The sequence below is a fragment of the Cupriavidus sp. 2SB genome (assembly GCF_005503625.1).
In the GTDB taxonomy this organism is placed as follows: domain Bacteria; phylum Pseudomonadota; class Gammaproteobacteria; order Burkholderiales; family Burkholderiaceae; genus Cupriavidus.
Genome location: NZ_SCMX01000001.1, coordinates 80,218 through 106,558 on the forward strand (window position 1 = coordinate 80,218; position 26,341 = coordinate 106,558).

At 63.3% G+C, this 26,341-nt stretch carries 21 protein-coding genes and 1 riboswitch; of the genes, 7 read left to right on the forward strand and 14 right to left on the reverse strand.

The window, feature by feature from the left end; translation table 11 throughout:
• Nucleotides 1–47: 47 nt before the first annotated feature.
• The 3 genes from FFS21_RS00440 (at nt 48) to FFS21_RS00450 (ending at nt 2,897) form a co-directional block, all read left to right on the forward strand.
• Complete coding sequence (locus FFS21_RS00440) at nt 48–620, forward strand: TRAP transporter small permease (protein WP_137922967.1); 573 nt, start codon at nt 48–50, stop codon at nt 618–620.
• On the forward strand, nt 611–1,894 hold the full coding sequence (locus tag FFS21_RS00445) for a TRAP transporter large permease (protein ID WP_137922968.1): 1,284 nt from the start codon (nt 611–613) through the stop codon (nt 1,892–1,894). The genes FFS21_RS00440 and FFS21_RS00445 overlap by 10 nt, the downstream gene beginning before the upstream one ends.
• Before the next feature lie 88 nt (nt 1,895–1,982).
• Nucleotides 1,983–2,897: an aldose 1-epimerase gene (locus FFS21_RS00450; protein ID WP_349304708.1), complete on the forward strand. Its 915-nt coding sequence runs from the start codon at nt 1,983–1,985 to the stop codon at nt 2,895–2,897.
• A 54-nt stretch (nt 2,898–2,951) separates the two neighbouring features.
• Here FFS21_RS00450 and FFS21_RS00455 read toward each other — a convergent pair whose 3' ends face one another.
• Both FFS21_RS00455 and pepN read right to left on the reverse strand, forming a co-directional pair.
• Nucleotides 2,952–3,974 (reverse strand): class 1 fructose-bisphosphatase, encoded by a 1,023-nt coding sequence (locus FFS21_RS00455; RefSeq protein WP_137922970.1) that lies wholly within the window; start codon nt 3,972–3,974, stop codon nt 2,952–2,954.
• Nucleotides 3,975–4,051: 77 nt separating this feature from the next.
• Nucleotides 4,052–6,745: an aminopeptidase N gene (pepN, locus tag FFS21_RS00460; protein ID WP_137922971.1), complete on the reverse strand. Its 2,694-nt coding sequence runs from the start codon at nt 6,743–6,745 to the stop codon at nt 4,052–4,054.
• A 175-nt stretch (nt 6,746–6,920) separates the two neighbouring features.
• Between pepN and FFS21_RS00465 the strand changes: the two genes are divergently transcribed.
• The gene (locus tag FFS21_RS00465; protein WP_137922972.1) at nt 6,921–7,574 is read left to right on the forward strand and encodes a DUF4136 domain-containing protein; all 654 of its coding nucleotides are present in this window, start codon (nt 6,921–6,923) and stop codon (nt 7,572–7,574) included.
• A gap of 212 nt (nt 7,575–7,786) precedes the next feature.
• Nucleotides 7,787–10,108: an NADP-dependent malic enzyme gene (locus tag FFS21_RS00470; RefSeq protein WP_137922973.1), complete on the forward strand. Its 2,322-nt coding sequence runs from the start codon at nt 7,787–7,789 to the stop codon at nt 10,106–10,108.
• Nucleotides 10,109–10,234: 126 nt separating this feature from the next.
• On the opposite strand, the gene FFS21_RS00475 is transcribed toward FFS21_RS00470, so the two are convergent.
• From FFS21_RS00475 to FFS21_RS00500, 6 genes are all read right to left on the reverse strand, one after another.
• Nucleotides 10,235–10,480 (reverse strand): hypothetical protein, encoded by a 246-nt coding sequence (locus tag FFS21_RS00475; RefSeq protein WP_137922974.1) that lies wholly within the window; start codon nt 10,478–10,480, stop codon nt 10,235–10,237.
• Between the two features lie 249 nt (nt 10,481–10,729).
• Nucleotides 10,730–11,833 carry a porin gene (locus FFS21_RS00480; protein WP_137922975.1) on the reverse strand — a complete coding sequence of 368 codons (1,104 nt, stop codon included), beginning with the start codon at nt 11,831–11,833 and terminating at the stop codon, nt 10,730–10,732.
• A 214-nt stretch (nt 11,834–12,047) separates the two neighbouring features.
• Nucleotides 12,048–12,578, reverse strand: a complete 531-nt coding sequence (gene uraD, locus FFS21_RS00485) for a 2-oxo-4-hydroxy-4-carboxy-5-ureidoimidazoline decarboxylase (protein ID WP_137922976.1) — start codon at nt 12,576–12,578, stop codon at nt 12,048–12,050.
• Nucleotides 12,575–13,519, reverse strand: coding sequence for an allantoinase PuuE (puuE, locus tag FFS21_RS00490; RefSeq protein ID WP_137922977.1), 945 nt, complete (start codon nt 13,517–13,519; stop codon nt 12,575–12,577). Before puuE ends, uraD begins: the two co-directional genes overlap by 4 nt.
• 209 nt (nt 13,520–13,728) lie before the next feature.
• Nucleotides 13,729–15,135 carry a nucleobase:cation symporter-2 family protein gene (locus FFS21_RS00495; protein ID WP_137922978.1) on the reverse strand — a complete coding sequence of 469 codons (1,407 nt, stop codon included), beginning with the start codon at nt 15,133–15,135 and terminating at the stop codon, nt 13,729–13,731.
• A gap of 208 nt (nt 15,136–15,343) precedes the next feature.
• Nucleotides 15,344–16,093, reverse strand: a complete 750-nt coding sequence (locus FFS21_RS00500) for a GntR family transcriptional regulator (protein ID WP_137922979.1) — start codon at nt 16,091–16,093, stop codon at nt 15,344–15,346.
• Nucleotides 16,094–16,441: 348 nt separating this feature from the next.
• On the opposite strand from FFS21_RS00500, the gene uraH reads away from it, so the two are divergent.
• Together uraH and FFS21_RS00510 are read left to right on the forward strand one after the other, a co-directional pair.
• Nucleotides 16,442–16,795 carry a hydroxyisourate hydrolase gene (uraH, locus tag FFS21_RS00505; protein WP_137922980.1) on the forward strand — a complete coding sequence of 118 codons (354 nt, stop codon included), beginning with the start codon at nt 16,442–16,444 and terminating at the stop codon, nt 16,793–16,795.
• 28 nt (nt 16,796–16,823) lie between these two features.
• Nucleotides 16,824–18,029 carry a urate hydroxylase PuuD gene (locus tag FFS21_RS00510; RefSeq protein ID WP_137922981.1) on the forward strand — a complete coding sequence of 402 codons (1,206 nt, stop codon included), beginning with the start codon at nt 16,824–16,826 and terminating at the stop codon, nt 18,027–18,029.
• Between the two features lie 132 nt (nt 18,030–18,161).
• On the opposite strand, the gene FFS21_RS00515 is transcribed toward FFS21_RS00510, so the two are convergent.
• The 6 genes from FFS21_RS00515 to xdhB all read right to left on the reverse strand — a co-directional run bounded on the left by FFS21_RS00515 (nt 18,162) and on the right by xdhB (nt 26,332).
• Nucleotides 18,162–18,740 (reverse strand): TMEM165/GDT1 family protein, encoded by a 579-nt coding sequence (locus tag FFS21_RS00515; RefSeq protein ID WP_137922982.1) that lies wholly within the window; start codon nt 18,738–18,740, stop codon nt 18,162–18,164.
• A gap of 101 nt (nt 18,741–18,841) precedes the next feature.
• A riboswitch (yybP-ykoY riboswitch) is annotated at nt 18,842–18,981 on the reverse strand.
• An 84-nt stretch (nt 18,982–19,065) separates the two neighbouring features.
• Entirely contained in the window at nt 19,066–20,238 is a 1,173-nt protein-coding gene (locus FFS21_RS00520; protein ID WP_137922983.1) for a fatty acid desaturase, read from the reverse strand.
• A 182-nt stretch (nt 20,239–20,420) separates the two neighbouring features.
• A complete protein-coding gene (guaD, locus tag FFS21_RS00525; RefSeq protein WP_137922984.1) occupies nt 20,421–21,752 on the reverse strand; it encodes a guanine deaminase in 1,332 nt (443 codons plus the stop codon).
• A 92-nt stretch (nt 21,753–21,844) separates the two neighbouring features.
• A complete protein-coding gene (locus tag FFS21_RS00530; protein WP_137922985.1) occupies nt 21,845–22,909 on the reverse strand; it encodes an adenosine deaminase in 1,065 nt (354 codons plus the stop codon).
• A gap of 45 nt (nt 22,910–22,954) precedes the next feature.
• Nucleotides 22,955–23,959: a xanthine dehydrogenase accessory protein XdhC gene (gene xdhC / locus FFS21_RS00535; RefSeq protein WP_137922986.1), complete on the reverse strand. Its 1,005-nt coding sequence runs from the start codon at nt 23,957–23,959 to the stop codon at nt 22,955–22,957.
• Between the two features lie 18 nt (nt 23,960–23,977).
• The gene (xdhB, locus tag FFS21_RS00540; protein ID WP_137922987.1) at nt 23,978–26,332 is read right to left on the reverse strand and encodes a xanthine dehydrogenase molybdopterin binding subunit; all 2,355 of its coding nucleotides are present in this window, start codon (nt 26,330–26,332) and stop codon (nt 23,978–23,980) included.
• Between the last annotated feature and the right edge of the window lie 9 nt (nt 26,333–26,341).

Genomic DNA, 26,341 nt, shown 5'->3' on the forward strand with positions numbered 1-26,341 from the left:
TCGCGGGCAGTCCCTTTGCTGTCGTATCGCTGCAGGAATCCATCATCATGCTTTCGCCATCCCCTACGCCGGCCACCCCGGCGGAGGGCGTGCGCGGCGACGCCATCGAGGCGCCGGTCGTACACGCCAACTTCTACACTCGCCTCTGCGCCACGCTCGCACGCACCTGCCTCGCGCTCGGTGTCCTCGGACTGGTGCTGCTCGTCGTGGCCGTGCTCACGCAAGTCTTCGGCCGCTACGTGCTGAACGACACGCCGACCTGGGCCGAATCCATCGCCATGCTGCTGGTGCTCTACGTGACGATGTTCGGTTGCGCCGTGGGCGTGCGCGATTCGGGCCATATCGGGCTGGAGTCGCTGCTCGTGCTGCTGCCCGATAGCGTGCGTATCAAGATCGAACTGCTGATCCACGTACTGGTGGGCAGCTTCGGCGCCATCATGGCTTACAACTGCGCGCTGCTGGCGCTGTCCGTGGCCGACTACAAGCTGCCGACGCTCGGCATCTCCGAAGGCTGGCGCTATCTGCCGCCGGTCATCGCCGGCGTGCTGATCGTGCTGTTTTCGATCGAACACCTGATTGCCGTGCTGAAAGGCACGGAAGTGGAGCCGGCATGGCACTGATCATTCTCACCATCAGCTTTTTCGGCTTCCTGATTCTCGGAGTGCCGGTTGCATTTGCCATCGGCCTGTCGGCCGTGGCAACGATTCTGTACGAGGGCCTGCCGCTGGCCGTGGTGTTCCAGCAGATGACCTCAGGCATGAACGCGTTTTCGTTCCTGGCGATTCCGTTCTTCATATTTGCGGGCGAACTGATGCTGTACGGCGGCATCGCCAACCGCATCGTCGATTTCGCCAAGTCGCTGACCGGCCATGTGCGCGGCGGGCTGGGTATGTCGAACGTGGTGGCATGTACGCTGTTCGGCGGCGTGTCGGGTTCGCCGGTGGCCGACGTATCGGCCATGGGCGCGGTGATGATCCCGATGATGAAGAAAGAGGGCTATCACGCGGACTACGCGGTCAACGTGACCACGCATGCCTCGCTGGTGGGCGCGCTGATGCCGACCAGCCACAACATGATCATCTTCACGCTGGCCGCAGGCGGCAAGGTGTCGATCGCCGCGCTGATTCTCGCGGGCCTGCTGCCGGCGCTGATCCTGACGATCTGCAACCTGGCGGCTGCGTACTTCGTGGCGCGCAAGCGTGGTTATCCCGCTGGCTCGTTCCCGGGCTGGGAAATCGTGGGCCATTCGCTGGCGGCGGCATTGCCGGGTCTGTTCGTCGTCGTGCTGATCATCGCGGGCATCCTGTCGGGCGTGTTCACGGCAACGGAATCCGCTGCGGTGGCCGTGCTGTATGCGCTGACGCTGACCGTGTTCCTCTATCGCTCGCTGACGCGTGAACAGTTCATCAAGGCTGCTGCCAAGGCAGTGAAGACCACGGGCGTGGTCCTGCTGCTGATCGGCATCTCGGCCACGTTCGGCTACATGATCAGCCTGTACGGCGTGGCTGCGCTGACCGGCGAGTTCCTGAGTTCGATGTCCACCACGCCGTGGATGATCTTCCTCATGGTCAACGTGATGCTGTTCATCCTGGGCACGTTCCTGGACATGGCCGCGACGATCCTGATCTGCACGCCGATCTTCCTGCCGATCTGCATCCACTACGGCATGAGTCCCGTTCAGTTCGGGATGATGATGCTGATCAACTGTGCGCTGGGCTTGAATACGCCGCCTGTAGGGACCACGCAGTTCGTCGGCTGCGCGATTGGTGGTGTGTCGGTGGGGCAGGTGATGCGCACGATCTGGCCGTTCTACGGCGCGTTGCTCGCGGCGCTGATGCTGGTGACGTTTGTGCCGGCGTTCTCGCTGTGGTTGCCGGAGATGTTGTTGAAGTAAGTATCAAGAGCGCGGTTGAATCTGCCGCTGTAGTTCTCCCCTCTCCCGCAAGCGGGAGAGGGGAGCAAAAACAAGTGGAATGTTGAACATGCCATTGCTCTCCGCTGGCCCCATCCACACCCTCCGGGCCGGCCCCCACACCCTCGTCATCGCCCCCTCACTTGGCGGCCGCATGGCATCGTTTCAAACCACGCGTGCCAACGGCGTCGTCATCGACTGGCTGGCTCCACTCGACGTAACCCAAGGCTTCGACGCCCACCAGTGGCCCAAAACTGGCAGCTATCCTTTGCTGCCGTTCTCCAACCGCATCCGTCTGGGCCGCTTTCGCTGGAACGGCCGCGATATCGAATTGCCCGCTCATCCGGGTCAGGCCCACGCGATGCACGGCTTCGGTCATGCGCGGCCATGGACCGTGGAAGAAGACAGCGAAGACACCCTCGTCATGACGCTCGCCCACACACCGGCCGGTGAAGACTGGCCATGGCCCCTCCGTGCGCGGCAGACCCTGCGACTCACCGAACGAGGACTCGAAATCGAACTGAGCTTGCGAAACGATGGCGACGACGCGATGCCTGTAGGCGGTGGCTTCCACCCATTCTTTGCCCGCGTGCCAGGGATGCGATTGCAGTTCGATGCCGCGCACGTCTGGCCTGCGGACGCCGGAGGCGTGGCCACTGCGCGTACCACCGTGGCGGAGCGCGAGCGTTTCCTGCGCGAACGCGATTTGCCGGAGGGTGATTTCAGTCGCTACTACGGCGCATGGAAGCGCGCGGCCACACTGAAGCGCCGCGATGGCGCAGCGCTGACGATCCGTGCCGGCGAAGGGCTCGATCATCTCGTGCTGCATGCCCCGTCAGGCGCTGACTTCTTTTGCGTGGAACCGGTGTCGCATGTGGCCGATGCCGTGAATCTTGCGGCGCGCGGTTGGGAGGGCACGGGCCTGCGGCGGCTGGAGCCGGATGCGTCGGTGACGTGGCGCATGCAGTGGGACATTGGCGCCTGAAATGAAGCGGGGCGCCCGAAGGCGCCCCGCTTGTTTTCATTCGATTGCCAGTGATCAGACCACCGGCTTCGAACCGTCTTCCTGGTGATAGCGGGTCACGCGATCCACTTCGTTCTTCGAACCGAGGATCACCGATACCCGCTGGTGCAGCTTGGTCGGCTGCACGTCGAGGATGCGTTCGTGGCCGTTCGTGGCCGCGCCGCCAGCCTGCTCGACGAGGAACGCCATCGGATTGGCTTCGTACATCAGGCGCAGCTTGCCTGGCTTCTCGGGTTCACGCTTGTCCCACGGATACAGGAACACGCCGCCACGGGTCAGGATGCGGTGCACGTCTGCCACCATCGAGGCAATCCAGCGCATGTTGAAGTTCTTGCCGCGCTCGCCATCCTCGCCGGCCAGGCATTCGTCGATGTACTTGCGCACAGGCGGAGCCCAGTGGCGCATGTTGGACATGTTGATCGCGAATTCCTTGGTGTCTTCCGGGATCTTCACGTCCGATTGCGTCAGCACGAAGCTGCCAGCCTCGCGATCGAGCGTGAACATGTGCACGCCATTGCCAACCGTCAGCACCAGCGTGGTCTGCGGACCATAGACTGCGTAGCCGGCGGCCACCTGCTGCGTGCCCGGCTGCATGAAATCGGCCTCGGTCACGGTCTCGCCCGGCTTGGGCATGTGCAGCACCGAGAAGATCGTGCCGATCGACACGTTGACGTCGATGTTCGACGACCCGTCGAGCGGATCGAACAGCAGCAGGTATTCGCCCTTCGGGTAACGATTCGGGATCTCGTAGAACGAGTCCATTTCCTCGGATGCCATCGCTGCCAGGTGGCCGCCCCATTCATTGGCGTCGAGCAGCACTTCATTGGCGATGACGTCGAGCTTCTGCTGGGTCTCGCCCTGGACGTTGCCAGTGCCGGCCGAGCCGAGCACGCCGGCGAGGGCGCCCTTGCTGACGGCGTTGGAAATGGCCTTGCAGGAACGGGCAACCACTTCGATCAGCAACCGCAGTTCCGGCTGGATCGTGTTGTGTTTGCGCTGCTCCTCGACCAGATAGCGGGTGAGGCTGATGCGTGACATGGTGCGTTCTCCTTGGATGGCCGCCATTCTACAGGGCTGCCGCTAAGGACAGCCCGTTTTCGGTCGCCCTGGGGCGCTTAACTGGCCAGTGCCTTGCCCACGATCTCGCGTACATCGCGCGACAGCGTCGATGCAGCCGCCACCCGTTCCAGCGCGCTGCGCATCTGCTCGCGCAGCGGCGCTTCGTATTTTTGCCAACGATCCATCACACGGGCAAGGCGCGCCGCCACCTGCGGGTTGATCGCATCGAGCGCCAGCACCTGTTCGGCCCAGAACGCGTAGCCGGAGCCGTCCTGCGCGTGGAACTGTGCCGGATTGCCCGAGCAGAAGCTGAAAATCAGCGAGCGGGCGCGGTTCGGATTGCGAAGGTTGAAGGCCGGATGCTCCATCAGCGCGCGCACGGTATCGATGGTGCGCTTGCCCGCGTGCGGACCCACTTCGCCGCGCTGCATGCCTTGCAGCGAGAACCACTTGTCGATGACCAGCGCGTCGTTCTCGAAACGCTCGTAGTAATCGGTCAGGGCATGCTCGCGACCCGGCGCAAAGCTGTTCACCAGTGCCGACAGCGCGGCAAAGCGGTCGGTCATGTTGCCGCTCTGGCGATAGTGTTCATCGGCCAGTGCCTGCATGTCGGCGTCGCCCGAATCCGCCAGGTAGCCGAGCGCGAGGTTGCGCAGCGCGCGCTTGGCCATCGAGTCGGCATCGGGGCTGTACTCGCCCGGCGTGGCGTTGGATTGATAAGCCGCCAGCCATTCGTTCTTGAGCGCGCGGGCCAGGCCCTCGCGCATGAACAATCGGGCGTGATGGATCGCAGCGGGATCGGCCACGCTCATGCGTTCGGCCAGATAGGCTTCGGCAGGCAGCATCAACGCCTGCTCGCGGAACGCCGGGTTCAGCGAACCATCTGTCAGCACCGTGCGGAAAGCGGAGACCAGTGCGGGATCGAGCTTCAGTTCGCGATTCGCCTGCACGTCCTGCACCAGTTGCAGCAATGCGCGCGTGGCCAGTCGCTGGCCGGCTTCCCAGCGGTTGAAGGCATCGCTATCGTGCGCGAGCAGGAACGTCAGTTCGTTGTCGCTGTACTCATAGTCGACGATGACCGGTGCCGAGAAGTTGCGCAGCAGCGAGGGCAGGGGAGCCTTGTCGCCAGTGGGCAGGCCCACGAAGCGGAACGTCTGCTCGGCCTGCGTGAAATCGAGCACCCGCGTGGTGACGGTTGGCTGTGATTCGCCATCGAGTTGCAGCGGCAGGTCGTTGCCTTCGGCGTCGAGCAGTCCGACGGCGAACGGAATGTGGAACGGTTGCTTGTCGGGCGAGCCCGCGCGCGTTTCGATGCCGACCTTCGGGCAGCGCTGCGACAACGTCAGCGTCAACACGCCAGCCTTGCCATCCCAGTGCGTCTTCGCGGTGACCACGGGCGTACCCGCCTGGCTGTACCACAGGCCGAACTGTGTGAGATCGCGGCCGTTGGCATCGGCCATCGCTGCGCGGAAATCGTCGCACGTCACAGCCTGACCGTCATGGCGTTTGAAGTACAGATCCATGCCGCGCCGGAAACCATCGCGGCCCAGCAGCGTCTGGTACATCCGCACGACTTCGGCGCCTTTCTCGTAGACGGTGACCGTGTAGAAGTTGTTGATTTCCTCGAAGCTGTCCGGGCGCACCGGATGTGCCATCGGGCCCGCATCCTCGGGGAACTGCACCTGACGCAGTACGCGCACATCCTCGATACGCTTCACGGCGCGGCCCGATTCCGAACCCATCATGTCCGCGGAGAATTCCTGATCGCGGAACACGGTCAGTCCTTCCTTGAGCGAGAGCTGGAACCAGTCGCGGCACGTCACGCGGTTGCCGGTCCAGTTGTGGAAGTACTCGTGCGCCACCACCGATTCGATATTGGCGAAGTCCACGTCGGTGGCGGTCTCCGCATTGGCCAGCACGTACTTCGTATTGAAGATGTTCAGGCCCTTGTTCTCCATCGCCCCCATGTTGAAGTCGCTCACGGCGACAATCATGAAGCGGTCGAGATCGAGTTCCAGTCCAAAGCGCCGTTCGTCCCAGCGGATCGAATGCACCAGCGAATCCATCGCGTGCTGTGTCTTGTCCAGATCCTGCGGCTCCACCCAGACCTGCAGCAGCTTCTCCTTGCCCGATGCGCTCTGGATCGTCTTCTCGATGCGTTCGAGCTTGCCGGCTACCAGCGCGAACAAATACGACGGCTTGCGGAACGGGTCCTCCCACACGGCCTCGTGACGCCCATCGGGCAGTTCGCGCTCGGACAGCAGGTTGCCGTTCGACAGCAGCACGGGGCATGCGTCACGGCTCGCGCGCAGCGTGACGCGATAGGTGGCCATCACGTCGGGGCGGTCGAGGAAGTAGGTGATGCGGCGGAAGCCTTCGGCCTCGCACTGCGTGAAGAAGTTGCCGTTCGACACATAGAGGCCGGACAGCGTGGTGTTGGCGGAAGGATTGCACGCGACGGTGATTTCCAGCGTGCCCTGCGCGGGCAGGCCGGTCAGCGTCAGCGTGTCGTCTTCGTGGCTGAAAGCGGTGAACGGGTGGCCGTCCAGGCGGATGCCAACCAGTTCGAGCGCTTCGCCCGTGAGCACCAGCGGCACGTCCGTGGAGGCGGTACGTTGCAGGGTCAGCGTGCTGGTGACGATGGTCCGCTGCGGATCGAGGTCGAGCACCAGCTCGACGTGGTCGATGGCGAACGCGGGCGGAGTATAGTCCTTGCGATAGACGGTAACGGGCGTATCGGTGCGCAGCATGGGGAAATCCTGTCTTCGGAGTGACCGGGGGCGGAGGGCCGTGCGGAACGGTCCGGGAAGTCCTCATTGTAGCCAAGGGGTCGCCGGCTTGCGCTGAGGCAGCTTCTGCATGGGAATTCGCACAGCCGGTTCGTGTCTGAGGAAACGGGTCGACCAACAGGGGTGAGGTATTGCGATGTGGCAAGACGTGTTGAGATGGGGACGCTGGGGCCTGGTGGCGCTCGGCGCGCTGTGGCTGTCGGGGTGCGCAAGCACGATCACAACCGAGGTGACCGCATTCCGCGAAGCCACTTGGCAGAACGATGCGCCGCGCACCTATGCCTTTGATCGCGCGCCCCAGCAGGAAGGCCAGCTCGATCGGCAAACCTACGAACTCTGGCTGGCGCAGGCGCTGTCCGGCCTTGGTTTCGAGCAGACGCCCGCCGCGCAGGCCCGCTACCGGGTGACGATGGACTATGACGCGACGCCGGGCTTCGTGCGCGTGGCGGAAACCTACTACCCCGATCCCTGGTACGGCCCGTGGGGTCCCTACTGGGGACCGTATGGCTGGTATCGCCCCTACGGCCCCTATGGCTGGGGGCCGGGATACTGGCCGCCGCAGACCGTGGTACGCGACGTGCCAGTGACATTCTCGAACCTCCGCGTCTATTTCAAGGACGCGGCCAGCGGCAAGCGCGTCTATCAGGTGACGGCACGCAACACCACCGAAGGCGGCAGCCTGACCGGTGTCATGCCGTACATGATCCGCAGCGCGTTCCTGGATTTCCCGGCCGAAAGCGGAAGACCGCGTCGCGTCACGCTCGAAGTGGAGAAGGAAAAGAAGCCGTAAGGCAGCCAAGTCAGAGGGGATGCGTGCCGCATGCATTCGTCGACATTCGTCCACTGATGAGACGACGCGCAGTGCCTGCCACTCGGCAACACGATTTTTGCGCGCAGCCCCGTGAAAAACCTTGATTTGCGCATTGCAAAGGGCCGCCAGCACGTATTGACTGGGCTAGAATGGCCCCTCGATTTTTTTCGCCTTCTCTCCTGGACACGCAGATGAGCAGCAACACCCGCAGTGATGCACCGCAACATGTTCCGAACAGCCCCGAAGCGCAACTGCGCCTGGCGGCACTCGAATATCACCGCAGCCCGACCAAGGGCAAGATTCAGGTAACGGCCACGAAGGCGCTGTCGAACCAGCGCGATCTGTCGCTGGCCTACTCGCCTGGCGTGGCGTATGCGTGCGAGGAGATCCACAAGGACCCGGCGATGGCTGCCGAGTACACCTCGCGCGGCAACCTGGTGGCCGTGATCACGAACGGTACGGCGGTGCTGGGTCTGGGCGACATCGGCCCGCTGGCCGGCAAGCCGGTGATGGAAGGCAAGGGTTGCCTGTTCAAGAAGTTCGCGGGCATCGACGTGTTCGACATCGAACTCGATGCACGCGATCCGGACAAGATCGTGGAAATCGTCGCCGCGCTGGAGCCCACGCTCGGCGGCGTGAACCTTGAAGACATCAAGGCGCCCGAGTGCTTCTACATCGAGAAGCAACTGCGCGAGCGCATGAATATTCCCGTCTTCCACGACGACCAGCACGGCACCGCGATCATCTCCGCCGCCGCACTGCTGAACGGCCTGAAAGTCGTGGGCAAGGAAATCGGCAAGGTCAAGCTGGCGGTCTCGGGTGCGGGCGCCGCAGCTATCGCTTGCCTGGACACCATGGTCAGCCTCGGCGTGAAGCGCGAGAACGTCTTCGTGGTGGATTCGAAGGGCGTGATCTTCCAGGGGCGCGATGCCAACATGGAGGCCAACAAGGCCCGCTATGCACAGGACACCACGGCCCGTACGCTGGCCGATATCGTCGATGGCGCCGACGTGTTCCTGGGTTGCTCCACCGCAGGCGTGCTGACGGGCGACATGGTCAAGACGATGGCCGACAAGCCCATCATCCTGGCACTGGCGAATCCGGAACCGGAAATCCGCCCGGAAGTGGCCAAGGCCGCGCGTCCGGACTGCATCATCGCCACGGGCCGCTCGGACTATCCGAATCAGGTCAACAACGTGCTGTGCTTCCCGTACATCTTCCGTGGCGCGCTCGATTGCGGCGCGACGAAGATCACGGAAGAAATGAAGCTGGCCTGCGTGAAGGCGATTGCCGAACTGGCCGAAGCCGAACTCAACGATGCCGTGGCCGCAGCCTACGGTGGCCGTGAACTGAAGTTCGGCCCCGACTACATCATCCCGACGCCGTTCGACCAGCGCCTGATCGAGAAGATCGCACCGGCCGTGGCCAAGGCTGCCGAAGAGTCGGGCGTGGCAACGCGTCCGATCCAGGATCTCGACGCCTATCGTCAGCAACTGTCGAGCTACGTGTATCACACGGGCCTGATCATGAAGCCCGTGTTCTCCGCCGCCAAGGCAGCGCCGAAGCGCGTGGCCTATGCCGAGGGCGAAGAAGAGCGCGTGCTGCGCGCCGTGCAAAGCGTGGTCGATGAAGGCCTGGCACGTCCGATCCTGATCGGTCGTCCGCACGTGATCCAGATGCGTATCGAGAAGGCTGGCCTGCGCCTGCGTTCGGGTGTCGATTTCGAACTCATCAATCCGGAAGACGATCCGCGTTACCGCGCCTACCACGAGGCTTACCACGCGCTGCGTGGCCGCGATGGCGTGACGCCGGACATGGCCAAGGTGGCACTGCGCCGCTCGAACACGCTGATCGGCACGATGCTGATGCACATGGGCGATGCGGACGCGCTGCTGTGCGGTACGGTAGGCCGTTTCGAAGCACACCTGGAACATGTGCGCGACGTGATCGGTCTGGCGCCGGATGCCAAGGTATTTGCGGCGATGAACGCGCTGATGCTGGAGAAGCACACGCTGTTCATCACCGACACCTTCGTCAACGACGATCCGAGCGCCGAGGAACTGGCGGCAATCGCGCAACTGGCCGCGCAGGAAATCGCGCGTTTCGGTCTGCATCCGAAGGCAGCGATGATGTCGCACTCGATGTTCGGTTCGTCGAACCGTCCGTCGGCGCAGAAGATGCGTGAAGCCGCAGCGATCCTGGCCCGCGTGGCGCCGGAACTGGAAGTCGAAGGCGAAATGCAGGGCGATGCCGCACTCGACGAAGACGTGCGCCGCCACTTCCTGCCGAGCACGAAGCTGGCTGGCAGCGCCAACCTGCTGGTCATGCCGACGCTGGATGCGGCCAACATCGCGTTCAACCTGCTCAAGATGACGGGCGGCCAGGGCGTGACGGTGGGTCCGATCCTGCTGGGCGCGGCCAAGCCGGTTCACATCCTGAACCCGCAGGCCACCACCCGCCGCATCGTCAACATGACGGCCGTGGCCGTGGCGGAAGCCAACGCGATCCGCTGATCCGCTGATCCGAGTAGTCGAAAAAAAACCGGGCCGCATATGCGGCCCGGTTTTTTTTGTCGGTGCGCTGGCACTTCTGCCGGGGTGTCAGCGCGTCGGCGAGTCAGTACGCACAGTCGTGCCCGCTCACTGCAGCACGTTGTACTGCTCCCGCATCACCACGATGATCGAACGGGCGGCGGCCATTTGCTGCGACAAGTCATCGAAGCACTCCTGGCGGAGATCGACCTCAGCACTCCAGTTGCAACCCGTATGGTCCGGCTGATGCACACGCATCGCGTGCAATTCCATCTCGCCGCACTCCGGGTTGTTGTCCAGGCATTGGCTCAATATGGCCATGAGTTCCGATCGGGACTTCACATAGCGCCGCATGCGTCACCTCTCTCGTCCTGATTTACGTGGTCCGGCACACAGTCCGGAAAACCAATCTAGGTAGAAGAGAACATAGTCGCCAATTGAAAGCGACTATGAAGCAGCCGTTTCCCATCCTGCCGTCGTTGCGCAACGTCTTGCTGCGTCGCAGCATGTTGTGCGCAGCATTCTGCGAAAAGCGGCGGGTTCCGCGCATGAAAAAAGCCTGCCGCGAGGGCAGGCTTTCAGGGCTGCTGTACTACCTTGCGATCAGAACTTGTGACGCACGCCCACGCCGAAGCTGTCGCCGTGCTCGAGGCCCGTGATCTTGTCGTAGTAGTACGCGGCGTAGACGTCGGTACGCTTCGACAGGTTGTAGTCGTAGGCCACTGCCATCGTGTTGCGCTTGAAGCTCGACAGCTCGTTCAGCACACGGCCATACGTGTACGACGCCAGGATGTTGCCGGCGCCCACGGGAATCGACACGCCACCCTGACCGTCGATGTGCTTGATGTCGCCGTTCACATTGTTGTTCACGTCGGTCTTGATGTACTGGCCTTGCAGGAACACCTTGACGACCTTGAAGTCGTACGAGGCGCCGGCCTGCACTGCCGTCTGCTTGTCGAAGCCGACGATGTACGGCGTGTTGGCGTTTGGCGTGGTCGGTGCGTTGGTCAGGTCGAACGGCGTGTTGTCGAACTTGACCTGCTGGAATGCCACCGTGGCTGCCACAGGACCCGAGAAGTAGGTCACGTTGCCGCCCCACTTGGCCTTGCTGGCGTTGCCGGCCGACTCACCCGCGCTGTAGATGAAGTTGGCGGTCAGGCCACCAAAGTTCGGCGTCGAGTAGACGATCGAGTTGTTCCAGCCCGAATCGCCGATGATGCCCGGGTCGTACACGCGGCCATTGTTCGCGCCGAAGTACGTGTGGAAAATCATCGGGCTGAAGACGTACGAGTCAACCAGCGGATTGAACAGGATCGTGGAGACGAAGTAGGGCGTGGTGTTGCGGCCCAGCTTCACCGAACCATAGCGATCGTTCTGCAGGCCGACATACGCATTGCGGCTGAACATCGAGTCGCCGTTGAAGCGGCCCATGCTGCCGGAGTCGGTGCGGAAGAAACCGTTCAGGTCGAAGATTGCCTTCGTGCCCAGGCCCAGGTCTTCCGTACCCTTGATCCCCCAGTACGACGTTTGCATGCCACCCGAGTTGGCAACGTAGGCGCGGTCCGCGCCGCCCACGCTCTTGATGCCACCGACGAACATGTCAGCCTGGCCATACAGCGTGACGCTGGATTGGGCCATGGCCGCGCCGGAGAAAAGGGTAGCCGCGATTGCCGCCAGCTTGAAAGCCGGCTTGTACTGCTTCTTCATGTTTAAGACCTCCGTGGTTGTAATGCTGCTCAGAACGTTTTTTCTTGTGTGCCGGAACCCTTCAGGGTTTCTTTGGTACTACGTCCCTCGGCCGCGCTCGGAAGTCTGACTGTGCATTGGGGACCGGCGCGGCCGGGGACGTTGTTTGACAGCAGGCATGGCTCGCTGAACGTCCCTGAATTTCTCTCTCTCTTCTACCGTTATGGTTTTGATTTCAGGCGGATACTAAGTCGTTCAACCGGAACTGCGCAATGCGATGGATCTGGTTGATGCAAGTTTGCAACTCGACATCGGGTGCGTTCTCCAAACGCCTTGCAAAAGCGTCGATGATGCCGTGGCGATCGTAGCCACGAACAGCCAGGATGAAGGGGAATCCAAACTTCTGGTTGTAGGCCGCATTCAGATTCTGGAGGCGCTGGAATTCCTCCGGCGTGCATTGATCCAGTCCGGCACCGGCCTGTTCCCGCGTGGACTCCGCGGTCAGTTCGCCGCGCACCGCAGCCTTGCCCGCAAGTTCCGGGTGAGCGCGTACGAGCTTCAGTTGGGCCTCCTTGCCGGCTGCATCCACGGCACCGCGCAATGCGGTGGCGAGTTCCGCCGTGTTGGCGAAAGGTCGCTGCTTCGATGCGGCTTCGGCAAACCACGGCGAGTGCTCGTAGATGCCGCCGAGGACTTTGACGAATTCTGCTTCGGGCAGTCCATTGATCTGCGCGATGGTGTATGGGTTGTGGGTCGTTGTGCTCATGCCTGGCTCCGGTGGGGATGGGTTTCGATCCAGTGGCGTGCGATATCGACACGCCGACAGATCCACACCTTGTCGTGCGACTGCACGTAGTCCAGGAATTTCTGGAGCGCGCGGAAGCGGCCCGGGCGGCCCAGCAGTCGGCAATGCATGCCTACCGACAGCATCTTTGGCGCGTCGAGTCCGCTCGGGTCGCCCTCGGCATACAGCACGTCGAACGCGTCCTTCAGGTACTGGAAGAATTGATCGCCGGTATTGAAGCCCTGCGGCGTGGCGAAGCGCATGTCGTTGGAGTCGAGCGTATACGGCACCACCAGGTGCGGCTTCTTCTCGCCACCGGTGACTTCCACTTCGGTCCAGAAAGGCAGGTCGTCGCCGTAGTAGTCGGCGTCGTAGAGCAGCCCGCCGTGTTCCACGACGAGGCGGCGTGTGTTGGGGCTGTCGCGGCCCGTGTACCAGCCGAGCGGCATCTCGCCGGTCAGGTCCTTGATGATCTGCATGCCGATGCGCATGTGCTCGCGCTCGGTGGCTTCGTCCATGCCTTGGTAGTGGATCCAGCGCCAGCCGTGGCAGGCGATCTCGTGACCGAGTTCGACGAACGCGCGCGTGAGTTCGGGATGGCGCTGCAGTGCCATCGATACGCCGAAGATGGTGAGCGGCAGCTTGCGTTGCTCGAACTCGCGCAGGATGCGCCAGACGCCGGCACGCGAACCGTACTCGTAGACGCCTTCCATGCTCATGTGCCGCGCGGGGTAGGCCGCGGCACCGATGATCTCGGACAGGAACTGCTCGGAAGCGGCGTCGCCGTGCAGCACGCAGTTCTCGCCGCCCTCCTCGTAATTGAGCACGAACTGCAGCGCGATGCGTGCGCCGCCCGGCCAGCGGGCGTGCGGCGGCTGGGCGCCGTAGCCGATGAGATCGCGTGGATAGTTATCGTGTTTCATCTGGTTATGTTTGCTTCAGGTGCCTCAGGAGAAAACTCGGAGAAATCAAAAAAACGTTTGCTCGTCCGGCGTCCCTGGCAGCGGCTTCACTTATGCAAAGCGCGTGCCAGAAAGACTCCGGCGGGCTTGACATCGTGGCGGCAACGTGGCCACAAATTGTTGCCGCCCGATTGTCGTTCGAGATTGTTGGCGGTCAATCGTCGGCGGCGTTACTCCGTGCCGTGCGAGTTTGCCGCGGCGTTGCGCATGGCTTCATCGGCAGACTGGATGCCGTTGAAGAACAGGTTCAACGCCACTGCGACGATGGTGCCGAGCACGATGCCGCTGTGCGTGAACGGGTCGGTCCACTTGGGCAGATACTGGAACAGCGTGGGCGACAGCGTGGGAATCATGCCGAAGCCGATCGAGATCGCCACGATGAACAGGTTGTGGCGGTTCTTGTTGAAGTCGCACGAACCCAGGATGCGGATACCCGTGGCCGCCACCATGCCGAACATCACGATGCCGGCGCCGCCGAGCACGAACTGCGGCACCGAAGCCACCACGTGGGCCATCTTCGGGAACAGGCCGAACGCGATCAGGATCAGGCCGCCGGCTGCCGCCACGTAGCGTGAGCGCACGCCGGTTACCGTGACCAGACCCACGTTCTGCGAGAACGAGGTGTACGGGAAGGTGTTGAACACGCCGCCGATCACCGTGCCCAGGCCATCGGCGCGCAGGCCGGCCGTCAGGTCGCTGCGGCTCAGCTTGCGGCCCGTGATGTCGGACAGCGCCAGGAACATGCCGGTGGACTCCACCAGTGTGATCAGCATGACGATGCACATCGACAGGATGGCGGTGATCTCGAATGTCGGCATGCCGAAGTGGAACGGCGTGATGACGGCCACGTAGCTCGCGTCATGCAGGCCGTCGAACGACACCTTGCCAAAGGCCATGGCCACCAGCGTGCCGACGATGATGCCGAGCAGCACCGCGCAGTTCGATACCAGTCCGCGGCCGTACTTGCTCAGCACGAGGATCACCAGCAGCACCAGCCCGGCGATGCCGAGGTTGGTCAGATCGCCGTAGGCAAGGTTGGGTACTTCCTTGACCACGCCATCGATCACGGCGCGGGTGGTGGGTTGTCCGCCACCGGCCCAGTTGATGCCCACCCGCATCAGCGACACACCGATCAGCGTGATCACGGTGCCGGTCACCACGGGTGGGAAGAGTCCCAGCATGCGCCCCATCATCGGCGCGATCAGGATGCCGAACAGTCCTGACGCGATCACCGCGCCATAGATGCCGAGCAAGCCGACGTTGGGATCGTTGCCGATGGCGATCATCGGTGCCACCGATGCGAACGTGACGCCCATCATCACCGGCAGCCGGATGCCGAACTTCCAGAAACCGATGGCCTGGATCAGCGTAGCCAGGCCCGCTGCGAAGAGGTCGGCATTGATCAGGAAGGCGAGCTGATCCTTGGGGAGCCTGAGCGCACCGCCGACGATCAGCGGAACCGCCACCGTGCCGGCATACATCACCAGTACATGCTGCAGGCCCAGCGCCAGCAACCGCCCGGAGGGCAGCCGCTCGTTTGTGAGATCCGTGGGGACCGTGGTGCTTGCGGAATTCATGGGTGTGTCTCCTCTCCTTTGGTTTTGGATGGGAACGCGCGCCGGGTTTTACCCTTGACCGTTTTGTCGGCGCCTCTTGTCGTGGGCACTTGTTGACGGTTCTTGTCCGGTTTCCTGCCGTGCCTCTGACGGGCGAATGTGGTGGCTAAACCGGTGGGTCTGCATCGGCAACAGGGGATGGCTGTTGCCCGGCGGCGGGAACATTGCGCTAGGTGGAGCGGCCCAGCACGCTGCGAAGATCGAAATTGCCTGGTTCATCGGGTTGCACGCGATCGGCGCACGCGCCAAGGTGGTGCGCCATGCGCGACTTGGCGAGGGCAGCGTCGCCCTGTTCCAGTGCGTCGAGAATCTCGTCGTGCTCGTCGAACGAACACGCGTTGTGGCCGGGGGCTTCCACGCTGGCGATCATCAGCGTCGTGCGCGACACCAGGCGACGCATCATCGTTACCAATAGTTCGTTGCCGGACAGCTCGGCCAGTGCGGTATGGAATTCGGCGGACAAGCGAATCCAGCGCGGACGCTCGTGAGTCAGGAACGCCTGGCGCTCGTCGTTCACCATCTTGCGCAGCGGGGCGATCACGGCACGCACGTTCGGCAGGGAAGCCAGCTTGTCGAGCACGGCACGCTCGAGCATCTGGCGCAGTTCGAACATGTCATGGGCCTCGTCCGTGGACGGGCTGGCGATGAACGCGCCACGGTTCGGTTCCAGATCCACCATGCCGTCGGCGGCCAGACGCGACAGCACCTTGCGCACGGTGTGGCGCGCGGTGGCATAGATCTCGCAAAGCGAGTGCTCCGTCAGCTTGGTGCGCGGCGGCAGGCGGTGCTCCATGATCGCGTCGTAGATCTCGTGATACATGCGCTCTTCCACCGATCCCTTGCGGGCAGGCTTGTTGTCGAGGGACGCAGGCAGTACGTCGGCGGCGGTGGGGGCAATGAGCTTGAGATTCTTGGACATCCTGGACACTCGCAAAAAAGCTGAAGGGGCGATGGTCAGTGATCGTAGCGACCGGTCATCAGATCGACATCAAGCGTCTTGATATTGGTCATACGGCTGCATGGATCTAAAAATTGTTGACAATTATTTGGATATGCAAGCACCATTGTCAACAAAACCGAGTACGGTTTTTGACAACCGCGGGTATCTACCGAGTTGTCACCGGGTCGGTGCAGGCGCATTGTCGCCACGCACCAACCTAGCGCCGGGATGCGTTGAAATACGTACCGAGCGGGCACCATTCCCCACAAATGGTGCTAGTGAAGGCAGCGGCGCCCCTCACAACCCACACTCCAAAGGAAGAACAGGATGGGACGCTTGACCACTCACGTTCTCGACACCGCAGCCGGCACGCCCGGCGCCGGCATGTCGGTTACCCTGCATAAAATTGTCGACAATCGTCGCGAGACCCTGAAGTCGATCCAGACCAACCACGACGGCCGTGCAGACCAGCCCCTGCTGGAAGGTGCCGACCTGCAGGTTGGCGTCTACGAACTCGATTTCGGCGCCGGCGACTACTTCCGCGCGCAGGGCACCAGGCTGCCCGAGCCCGCATTCCTCGACGTGGTAACCCTGCGTTTCGGCATTGCCGATACGAGCGGCCACTACCACGTGCCGCTGCTGGTCTCGCCGTGGTCGTACTCGACCTATCGCGGTAGCTGAAGCGGTCGGAAGGGAAAGGAGACAAGTCATGGAAGGCTACATTCTCGACTGGGCCAATCTGCTGTTGCGCTGGCTGCACGTCATCACCGCAATCGCCTGGATCGGCTCATCGTTCTACTTCGTCTGGCTCGACAACAGCCTGACGCCCCCCACCGACGAGAACCTGAAGGAGAAAGGTGTCGGCGGCGAACTCTGGGCCGTGCACGGCGGCGGCTTCTACAACCCGCAGAAGTACCTCTCGTCGCCGGCCAAACTGCCCGAGCATCTGCACTGGTTCTACTGGGAGTCGTATTCCACGTGGATGAGCGGCTTCGCGCTGTTCGTGGTGCTGTACCTGTTCAACGCGAGCACGTTCCTGATCGACAAGAACGTCTTCGACATGTCGCCGGGCGCGGCAGTCGGGTTCGCGGTGTCATACCTGATCGCCGGCTGGGTGGTCTATGACGCCATCTGCCGCATCTTCGGCAAGAGCGACAAGACGGTTGGTATCCTCGTGGCGATTTACGTGGGTGTGGCCGCATACGTGGCGTGCCATATCTTCTCGGGTCGCGCGGCATTCCTGCTGACCGGCGCGATGATCGCCACGATCATGAGCGCGAACGTGCTGTTCTGGATCATTCCGGGCCAGCGCAAGGTGGTGGCAGCCCTGCGGGCCGGCAAGCCGGTGGATCCGATCCACGGCAAGCGTGCCAAGCAGCGCAGCGTGCACAACACGTACTTCACGCTGCCGGTGCTGTTCGCGATGCTGTCGAACCACTACAGCATGACGTACGCGGCCAAGAACAACTGGGCCGTGCTGATCGCGATCATGCTGGCCGGCGTGTTCATCCGTCAGTTCTTCATCCTGAAGCACAAGGGCAAGATCAACATCGCGTGGCCGGCCGCCGGTGTGGCGTGCCTGGGCGTGGTGGCGTTCCTGATCGCACCGCAGCCGCGTCCGCAAGTGGCCAAGGCCGATGGCGCTGCCGCCAACGCGGTGAGCTTCGTCAAGGTGCAGGAGATCATGAACTCGCGCTGCGTGCAGTGTCATGCCGAGCAGCCGAAGATGATGCCGACGGCTGCCAAGGGCATCAAGCTCGATACCGTGGATGACATCAAGTCGCATGCCCAGCTGATCTATCAGCAGGCTGTGCAGCAGAAGGCGATGCCGCTGGGCAACGTCACGCAGATCACGGACGACGAGCGCGCATTGCTGGGCCAATGGTTCGAAGGCGGCGCCAAGACGACCAACTGAACACCAACTGAATCTGACCGGGCATCGGTGATCGACGGTTCGGAGGCTGCGCAGTTGGCAGTCGGCTGTACCGAACCGGCGAGGGTTTGAACGGGGCTTCGTGCCCCGTTTTTTTATTATTGCGTCGGTGCCTCAGCCGCCGACATTGAACAGCGCCAGCAGGCCCAGTACCAGGAAGATCGCAGCGGCGATCTTGTGCACCAGGGCGATGGGCATCTTGTTGGCGAACTTGTCGCCAAGCAGCACGGCAGGGGCATTGGCGAGCATCATCCCGAGCGTCGTGCCTGCTACCACGGCCAGGACTTCACCATGGAAACGCGCAGCCAGCGCCACGGTGGCGATCTGCGTCTTGTCGCCCATTTCGGCAAAGAAGAATGCCACGATGGTTGTACCCAGGATGCCGAGCGTGGTCTTGGCAGGCTTGGTGTCTTCGGCGTCGTCCAGCTTGTCCGGGATCAGCATCCATGCCGCCATGGCGATAAAGCCCAGGCCCAGGATCCACCGCAGGAGATTCGCGCCCAGCACATCGGTCAGCCATCCACCCAGTGCCCCGGCAAAACCGTGGTTGACCAGTGTGGCGATCAGGATGCCGAGAATGATGGGGATGGGTTTGCGATACCGTGCTGCGAGGACGAGCGAAAGCAATTGCGTCTTGTCGCCCATTTCCGCGAGCGCGACGATCCCTGTGGAGACGAGGAATGAGGATGCCATTTCTTATAGGTCGAATAACCGGGCCGAAGGCGCATCTGCGAGATGCCAATGACGCATGCCTTTCCCGGCCCGGCCAGAAAGGTATGGTCATCGGTCTCGCCAGGCGCCGGACGCAAGGTCCAGAGCTGCGCACGCCATAACTGCGGTGGCAGTCAAGTCTGTTGACGTACGCCCCTGTCTTCCGGATGCCGCATTGCGCGGCGCGGTGAGATCAGGGCGGCTACTCCCCAATGGAAGGCCGCATTGTAGCCAGAGCGGTGGATGATGTCCACCAATCCGGCGTAAATGCTAGTTTTTGAGAACGGTTCTCAGTAGATGGTGCGTATCAGACGGGGACCGGCGAGTTCTCGCTGGTCTGGCGACCGCGGAAATCGGTCCAGCAAAGTGCCTTGAAATCGTAGAGTTTGCAGCGGCGCGCCGTGCGGAAGTACCAGCGCCACGAGAAGTTCTCGATGATGATGCGGCCCGGCAGTGCGTGTTCGAGCAGTGCCTGGGCCTTCTTGAGCCGGTACAGCGGCACGCTCATGTCCACGTGGTGCGCGGTGTGCTCCATGATGTGATGCAGCGCGGCGCCGATACCCATGCCGAAGCGCAGGTGGACCGTGGTCGAGACGAACGGCTGCGCCTTGGACCACATCGGCTTGGTGTCGTACCACGCCACGCTCGTATGGGTGTGGTGCACGTACAGCACGAAGCCGACCGTGGTGTTCCAGATCAGGAACGGCAGCACGAAACCCGTGCCGATCATCAACAGGACCGACTGCTCCGTGGCCATCGCCAGCACTGCCAACGCACCGATCCACAGCGCGCCGAAGGCGGCGACCAGTGCGCAATCCCACATGAAGATTGCACGACGGGTTGCCATCTGGCGCTTGCTCGGGAAAAACAGCTTGAACCACCAGATTTCGATGAGGTAGTACAGGCCGGCGCCGAATCCATTACGGTAGATCCGCTCCATCACGCGGCGGCGGCGCGGCAGCGCGCGGAATTCTTCCAGCGAGTAGGGCGCCCACACGAAGTCGAAGCCCTTGAGATTGGTATAGCCGTGATGGACCACGTTGTGGCCCACTTCCCACAGGCTGTACGGCGTGAGCGACGGCAGGAAGGTCAGCCGGCCGAGCCATTTGTTCAGGCCGCGGTTGTCGGTCAGGCTCTGGTGGCAGGCGTCATGGCCGATGATGAACAGGCGGGCGATGATCAGGCCGGCCAGCACACCCAGACCGACCTTGGCCCACCATGCCGGCACCAGTACCACGCCGGCCAGCACTGCCGCGAACAGCAGATAGTCGAACGCGAACAGCATCAGCGCGCGCGGCGTGCTGCGGTCCCCGAGCGGGATCAGCCAGCTGCGGATGGTCTTGCGATTGGGAAAGGGGGCTTCGAACGCGATGGGTTCGGGCAGGGGAAGGTTGCCGCGTGTATGCGGCTGGCCGGGATTGCTGGCCCCAGCGTCGGCCGAGGCGTCGGCAGCAGATAGGGTGTCGGATCGGGCAGTCATCGATGTGTCAGGCTTGTCGGAGTCGAGGCTGCGCCCATCCTATACGGCAAAAGCGGAGGGGCGCATGAATCCGACAGGCTAGAAGGGTTTGATGACTGTTGTGTTGATCCCAATCAAGACACTTGGGCTATTAGGGATATTTCTGGTCAGGAATCGGAAGGTTGTTTGCGCTCGGACACCTTTCAGGACGCCATTGTGCGGGTGGCTTCGCCCATCACATAGACGTTGTCGATCACGCGGTCGTCGCCCAGCATGGCGAACGCGAAGAGTTGCTCTTCCAGCGTTTCGCAGCGGCTGCTGCGGCGTCCGATCAGCGGCGTGGCCTCCGGGTCCAGCACGATGAAGTCGGCTTCGCAACCTGTCTCGAAACTGCCCACGCGGTCCTGCCAGCCGAGCGCATCGGCCGCCGCGCGCGTGGCCAGGTAGAACATCCGCAGCGCGGTCAGGTGATAGCCGCCCATGCGCGCCACCTTGTGTGCGGCATTCATCGTGCGGAACATCGAGAACGACGTGCCGCCGCCCACGTCGGTGGCCAGTGTCACGTTGAGGCGATTGGCATCGGATTGGTGGAAGTCGTAGAAGCCGCTGCCCAGGAACAGGTTCGACGTCGGGCAATGTGCCACGGCTGCGCCGCTGTCGGCCAGGCGAACGCGGTCCTCGGGGTCGAGGTAGATCGCGTGGCCGTAGAACGCGCCAGGGCGCAGCAGGCTGTAGCGGTCATAGACGTCGAGGTAGCTGCGCGCATCGGGGAACAACTCCGCCACCCATTTCACTTCGTCGCGGTTTTCGGCAACGTGAGTCTGGATGAAAACATCCGAATGGGCGCGCGCGAGTTCGCCGCAGGCGGCCAGTTGGGCCTCGGTGGAGGTCGGGGCGAAGCGCGGCGTGATGGCATAGGCCAGACGGTCCTTGCCATGCCACTTCGAGATCAGGTCCGCCGAATCGCGCGCACCGGTCTCGGCGGTGTCGCGCAGGAATTCGGGGCAGTTGCGGTCCATCATCACCTTGCCGGTGATCATGCGCAGGTTGCGCGCCTGGCTGGCGGCGAACAGCGCATCGGCGGACGCAGCGTGCACGGTGCTCCACACCATCGCCGTCGTGGTGCCGTTGCGCAGCAGTTCGTCGGTGAAGAAGTCGGCCACGCCGCGCGCGTAGGTGGCGTCGCTGAAGCGGCGCTCCTCGGGGAAGGTGTACGTGTCGAGCCAGTGCAGCAGGCCCGGCGACGGCGACGCGATGATATCGGTCTGCGGATAGTGGACGTGCGTGTCGATAAAGCCCGGCACGATCAGCTTGCCGCGATGATCGATGACTTCGGCGCCAACCGGGATGTCGTGCGACAGGTCTGCGTAGGCACCGGCCGCAGCGATGTGGCCGTTCGTGACGATCAGCAGGCCGTCTTCCCAATACTCGTAGGCATCCTCATGAAACTGCGGATCGCGCAGGAAATGGAGGATGCGGCCGCGCACGGCGCGGGTGCCGGAGGTGTTCGGGAAGGAGGGGGCGGTCGTCGTCATCGTCTTGTCTCAGGGGCGGCCGGAGCCAGCGCCCGCGCGGATCTTGCGATCTTGCAGCGGGCGCGGCGCCGGCATTCTTCGTATGTGCCCGGTCAGGTCGTGGGGTTCACGTTGGCCGTTGCAGGCGGGTGGGTGGGCGTGGCCGACCAGAAGTGGTCGACTTCGGCCAGGAAATCGGCTTTCCGCGCGTCCGGCAGGAAGGCCGCTTCGAAACTGTTGCGGGCCAGCTTGTAGGCGTCTGCAGCATCCAGCGGCAGCGCATCGAACGTGGCTTCCCAGTTGGCGTTCATGTAGCCGCCGAAATACGCAGGATCGTCCGAGTGCAGCGTCACGGCCACGCCAGCATCCAGCAGCTTTTTCAGCGAATGATCGGCCAGGTCCGGGTACACCTTCAGCTTCTGGTTCGACAGCGGGCACACGGTCAGCGCGATGCGTTCGCGAGCGAGGCGCTGCACCAGTGCGTCGTCGTCGATGGCACGCACGCCGTGGTCGATGCGCTCCACCTTGAGGATGTCCAGGGCATCCGTCACGTATTGCGCCGGGCCTTCCTCGCCAGCGTGGGCCACCAGCCGCAGGCCCAGTTCCTTCGCACGGGCAAACACGCGAGCGAATTTCTCGGGCGGGTTGCCACGCTCGGACGAATCGAGTCCCACGCCGACGAAGCGGTCGCGATACGGCAGCGCGGCTTCGAGCGTGGCGAACGCGTCTTCCTCGGAAAGATGGCGCAGGAAGCAGAGAATCAGGCTGCTCGAAAAATCGTATTCGGTGCTGGCCTGCGCCAGCGCGTCGGAAATACCGTCGATCACGGTGCCCATCGGCACGCCACGTTCGGTGTGGGTTTGCGGATCGAAAAAGATCTCGGCATGGCGCACGTTGTCGGCGGCGGCGCGCTTCACGTAGTCCATCGTCATGTCGAAGAAATCTTCCTCGGTCAGCAGCACGCTGGCACCGGCGTAGTAGATATCCAGGAACGACTGCAGGTCCGTAAAGGCGTAGGCGGCGCGCAACGCTTCCACATCGGCATAGGCCAGCTTGACGTTGTTGCGCTGGGCCAGCCGGAAGATGCGCTCGGGTTCGAGCGTGCCTTCGATATGCACGTGCAATTCGGCCTTGGGGGTACGGCGGATCTTGTCCGCCAGCGCGGCATCAATGGTCATGGGGCCTCATTTTTCTATGACGACGGCCGGATCGCGGCCGTCTTGTTACGGATGCATCGCCTCCAGCCGGTGAGCGGACAGCGCAGCAATGCGCTGGTCGCGAACCTGAAGCAGCTGGGCGACGATGGCTACCGCAATCATAGCCGGTGCCTTGTCTGTGATGCCTGCCACACCCATCGGGCATGTCATTTCGGGGAAGCGCGCGGGGTCGATACCGTGCTCCACCATGCGGTGCTCGAACTTGGCACGCTTGGTTTTCGAGCCGATCAGTCCGAAGTACGCAAAGTCGTTGCGACGGAAGATCCGCTCGCACAAGCTCTGATCGAGCGCATGGCTGTGCGTCATGACCAGGAAATACGTGCCGGCAGGTGCTTGATCCACCACGGCTTCCGGTGAGTCGGTGGCTTCCGCCTCGACGTTGGCGGGCAGGCCGCCCGGAAACAGCGTGTCGCGCTCATCCACCCAATGCACGGTACACGGCAGCGTGGCGAGCACCTTGACCAGTGCGTGGCCCACGTGACCCGCGCCGAACAGCACCATGTGCATGGGCGAGGGCACGAGCGTGTCGATCCACGTATCGTCGGCATGCAGCGTCACCGATGGCAGCAGTGCGCGGCTTTCCGACACGGTAACGTCGCCGGACAGTGCCACCGTCCGTTGCAGCGACTTGCCTTCGGCGAACGATGCTTCGAGCGCGTCGAGCCACGCCAGATCCGCTGTGCCGAGCACCTCGAACGCGAGTTTCACCACGCCGCCGCAGCACTGGCCCAGCGCGGGCCCAAGCGGAATCCGCTCGATGCGGCGGTGCGGATTGCCCCGGACATGGCGATTGGCCAGCATGGCCCGCGCGATGTCCATGCCGCGCCATTCCAGATGGCCGCCGCCGATCGTGCCGACGAGGTCGTCGGCCGTCACCAGCATCCGGATGCCGGCTTCGCGCGGCGCGGAACCCTTGACCTCGGCAATCGTGACCATGGCCACGGGCACGCCGGCCCGCAGCCAGCGGGCGGCATCGGCGAATCGGAATGGCTTGAGCGGGGCGTCCTGCATGATGTTTCCTTGCTCGCGTCAGGCGGTGGCGCCGGTGGTTGCCTGCACGGCTTCCACGGCGTCCAGAATCGCTTCGCTCGTGGCCGGGGCGCGCAGCGGCGGGTTGACCTGGTAGTCACCCACGGCAGCAATCGCATCACGGATCGCGAAGAACACCGAGAACGGCAGCAACAGCGGCGGCTCGCCGACGGCCTTCGAACGGTGAATGCTATCCTCGACGTTCTCGTTCTGGAACAGCCGCACGTGGAAGCCTTCCGGCACGTCGTTGATCGTCGGGATCTTGTACGTGGACGGTGCGTGCGTCATCAGCTTGCCCGCCGCGTTCCACCACAGTTCCTCGGTGGTCAGCCAGCCCATGCCCTGCACGAACGCGCCTTCCACCTGGCCGATGTCGATGGCCGGATTCAGCGATTTGCCTGCGTCGTGCAGCGCATCGGCGCGCAGCAGCTTCCACTCGCCAGTCAGCGTATCGACGAGCACTTCCGAGCACGCAGCACCGTACGCGAAGTAGTAGAACGGCCGGCCATGCAGTGCTTTCTGGTCCCAGTACAGTTTGGGCGTGGTGTAGAAACCATCGGACCACAACTGCACGCGCGACACGTAGGCTTCACGCACGAGGTCGCCGAACGGCATGCGCAGTTCGCCGGCGATCACCAGATCGTCGTTGAAGCGCACGGTGGAGACTTCCACGCCGGCCTTGCGCGCGGCAAACTCGGACAGGCGTTCGCGGATCTGGCGCGCGGCGTCCTGCGCGGCCTTGCCGTTCAGGTCGGCGCCGGTCGAGGCCGCCGTGGCCGAGGTGTTGGCAACCTTGCTGGTGTCGGTCGCGGTCACGCGCACGCGTTCCATGCGGATACCCAACTCGTGCGCCACCACCATCGCCACCTTGGTGTTCAGGCCCTGCCCCATCTCGGTGCCGCCGTGATTCACGAGCACCGAGCCATCGTTGTAGACATGCACCAGCGCGCCGGCCTGGTTGTAGTGCGCCACGTTGAACGAGATACCGAACTTCACGGGCGTGATGGCGATGCCCTTCTTGAGGATCGGACTCGTCGCGTTGAACGCTCGCGTGGCCTCGCGGCGTGCCTGGTACTCGCTGGACACCACCAGTTCGTCGATCAGTTCATGGATGACGTTGTCTTCCACGGTCTGGCCGTACGGCGTGACGTTGCGCTCGCCCTTGCCGTAGAAGTTGGCGCGGCGGACCTCAAGCGAATCCTTGCCAACATTGCGCGCCACGTTGTCGAGGATGTACTCGATGGCAAACGCGCCCTGCGGACCGCCGAAGCCGCGGAAGGCCGTATTGCTCTGCGTGTTGGTCTTGCCGCAGTAGCCGTCGATCTGCACGTTCGGCAACCAGTAGGCGTTGTCGAAGTGGCAGATCGCGCGGGTCATCACCGGGCCCGACAGGTCGGCCGAGAAACCGGCGCGCGACACCATCTCCACGCGCACGCCTTCGAGGCGGCCTTCGTCGTCATGGCCCACGTCGAAGTCGAACGTGAAGTCGTGGCGCTTGCCGGTGATCATCATGTCGTCGTCGCGGTCCGGACGCAGCTTGACCGGGCACAGCAGCTTCCATGCCGCCAGCGCGGCGCAGCACGCGAACATGGCCGATTGCGATTCCTTGCCGCCGAAGCCGCCGCCCATGCGCCGGCATTCCACCAGCACCTGGTGCGCGTGCCAGCCGAGCATGTGGGCCACGGCGTGCTGCATTTCGGTGGGATGCTGCGTGGAGCACCACACGTGCATGCCATCGTTCTCGCGCGGCGCGGCGTAGGCGATCTGCCCTTCGAGGTAGAACTGCTCCTGTCCGCCCAGGCGGATGTGGCCGCTGTCGCGATGCGCTGCCGACGCCAGATGCGCGGCGGGCTCGCCACGCGTCAGGTGCATCGGCGCCAACACGTAGCTGCCCGCCGCGTGCGCGGCCTCGGGCGACAGCACCGGCGGCAGGTCTTCGTAATCGATGTCGGCCAGACGTGCGGCACGGCGCGCGGCGTCATGCGAGGTGGCCACGACGATAAAGATCGGCTGGCCGATGAACTGCACGGTGTCTTTCACCAGGATCGGATCGTCGTGGATGATCGGGCCGCAGTCATTGACACCGGGGATGTCATCGACGGTCAGCACGGTCACCACACCCGGCGCCTTGCGCACGCGGTCGAGGCCGACCGATTTCAGTCGCGCATGCGCCTTGGTGCTCATGCCGAGCGCGGCGTGCAGCGTGCCGGCCAGTTCGGGAATGTCGTCGGTATAGGTGGCGGTGCCCGCCACGTGCAGATGGGCCGATTCGTGCGGGCGCGAGATGCCCACTTGCGGCGTGGACTCTGCGGCCACGCTGGCGTCGAGCAGGAAGGGTTCGGTTTGCTTGTTCATGCTGACTCT

What these genes read in the sequence shown, in the direction of transcription:
- FFS21_RS00440 (WP_137922967.1), top strand. Translation starts at nt 48, where the DNA reads ATGCTTTCGCCATCCCCTACGCCGGCCACCCCGGCGGAGGGCGTGCGC.
- FFS21_RS00445 (WP_137922968.1), top strand. Translation starts at nt 611, where the DNA reads ATGGCACTGATCATTCTCACCATCAGCTTTTTCGGCTTCCTGATTCTC.
- FFS21_RS00450 (WP_349304708.1), top strand. Translation starts at nt 1,983, where the DNA reads ATGCCATTGCTCTCCGCTGGCCCCATCCACACCCTCCGGGCCGGCCCC.
- FFS21_RS00455 (WP_137922970.1), bottom strand. Translation starts at nt 3,974, where the DNA reads ATGTCACGCATCAGCCTCACCCGCTATCTGGTCGAGGAGCAGCGCAAA.
- pepN (WP_137922971.1), bottom strand. Translation starts at nt 6,745, where the DNA reads ATGCTGCGCACCGATACGCCCGTTACCGTCTATCGCAAGGACTATACT.
- FFS21_RS00465 (WP_137922972.1), top strand. Translation starts at nt 6,921, where the DNA reads ATGTGGCAAGACGTGTTGAGATGGGGACGCTGGGGCCTGGTGGCGCTC.
- FFS21_RS00470 (WP_137922973.1), top strand. Translation starts at nt 7,787, where the DNA reads ATGAGCAGCAACACCCGCAGTGATGCACCGCAACATGTTCCGAACAGC.
- FFS21_RS00475 (WP_137922974.1), bottom strand. Translation starts at nt 10,480, where the DNA reads ATGCGGCGCTATGTGAAGTCCCGATCGGAACTCATGGCCATATTGAGC.
- FFS21_RS00480 (WP_137922975.1), bottom strand. Translation starts at nt 11,833, where the DNA reads ATGAAGAAGCAGTACAAGCCGGCTTTCAAGCTGGCGGCAATCGCGGCT.
- uraD (WP_137922976.1), bottom strand. Translation starts at nt 12,578, where the DNA reads ATGAGCACAACGACCCACAACCCATACACCATCGCGCAGATCAATGGA.
- puuE (WP_137922977.1), bottom strand. Translation starts at nt 13,519, where the DNA reads ATGAAACACGATAACTATCCACGCGATCTCATCGGCTACGGCGCCCAG.
- FFS21_RS00495 (WP_137922978.1), bottom strand. Translation starts at nt 15,135, where the DNA reads ATGAATTCCGCAAGCACCACGGTCCCCACGGATCTCACAAACGAGCGG.
- FFS21_RS00500 (WP_137922979.1), bottom strand. Translation starts at nt 16,093, where the DNA reads ATGTCCAAGAATCTCAAGCTCATTGCCCCCACCGCCGCCGACGTACTG.
- uraH (WP_137922980.1), top strand. Translation starts at nt 16,442, where the DNA reads ATGGGACGCTTGACCACTCACGTTCTCGACACCGCAGCCGGCACGCCC.
- FFS21_RS00510 (WP_137922981.1), top strand. Translation starts at nt 16,824, where the DNA reads ATGGAAGGCTACATTCTCGACTGGGCCAATCTGCTGTTGCGCTGGCTG.
- FFS21_RS00515 (WP_137922982.1), bottom strand. Translation starts at nt 18,740, where the DNA reads ATGGCATCCTCATTCCTCGTCTCCACAGGGATCGTCGCGCTCGCGGAA.
- FFS21_RS00520 (WP_137922983.1), bottom strand. Translation starts at nt 20,238, where the DNA reads ATGACTGCCCGATCCGACACCCTATCTGCTGCCGACGCCTCGGCCGAC.
- guaD (WP_137922984.1), bottom strand. Translation starts at nt 21,752, where the DNA reads ATGACGACGACCGCCCCCTCCTTCCCGAACACCTCCGGCACCCGCGCC.
- FFS21_RS00530 (WP_137922985.1), bottom strand. Translation starts at nt 22,909, where the DNA reads ATGACCATTGATGCCGCGCTGGCGGACAAGATCCGCCGTACCCCCAAG.
- xdhC (WP_137922986.1), bottom strand. Translation starts at nt 23,959, where the DNA reads ATGCAGGACGCCCCGCTCAAGCCATTCCGATTCGCCGATGCCGCCCGC.
- xdhB (WP_137922987.1), bottom strand. Translation starts at nt 26,332, where the DNA reads ATGAACAAGCAAACCGAACCCTTCCTGCTCGACGCCAGCGTGGCCGCA.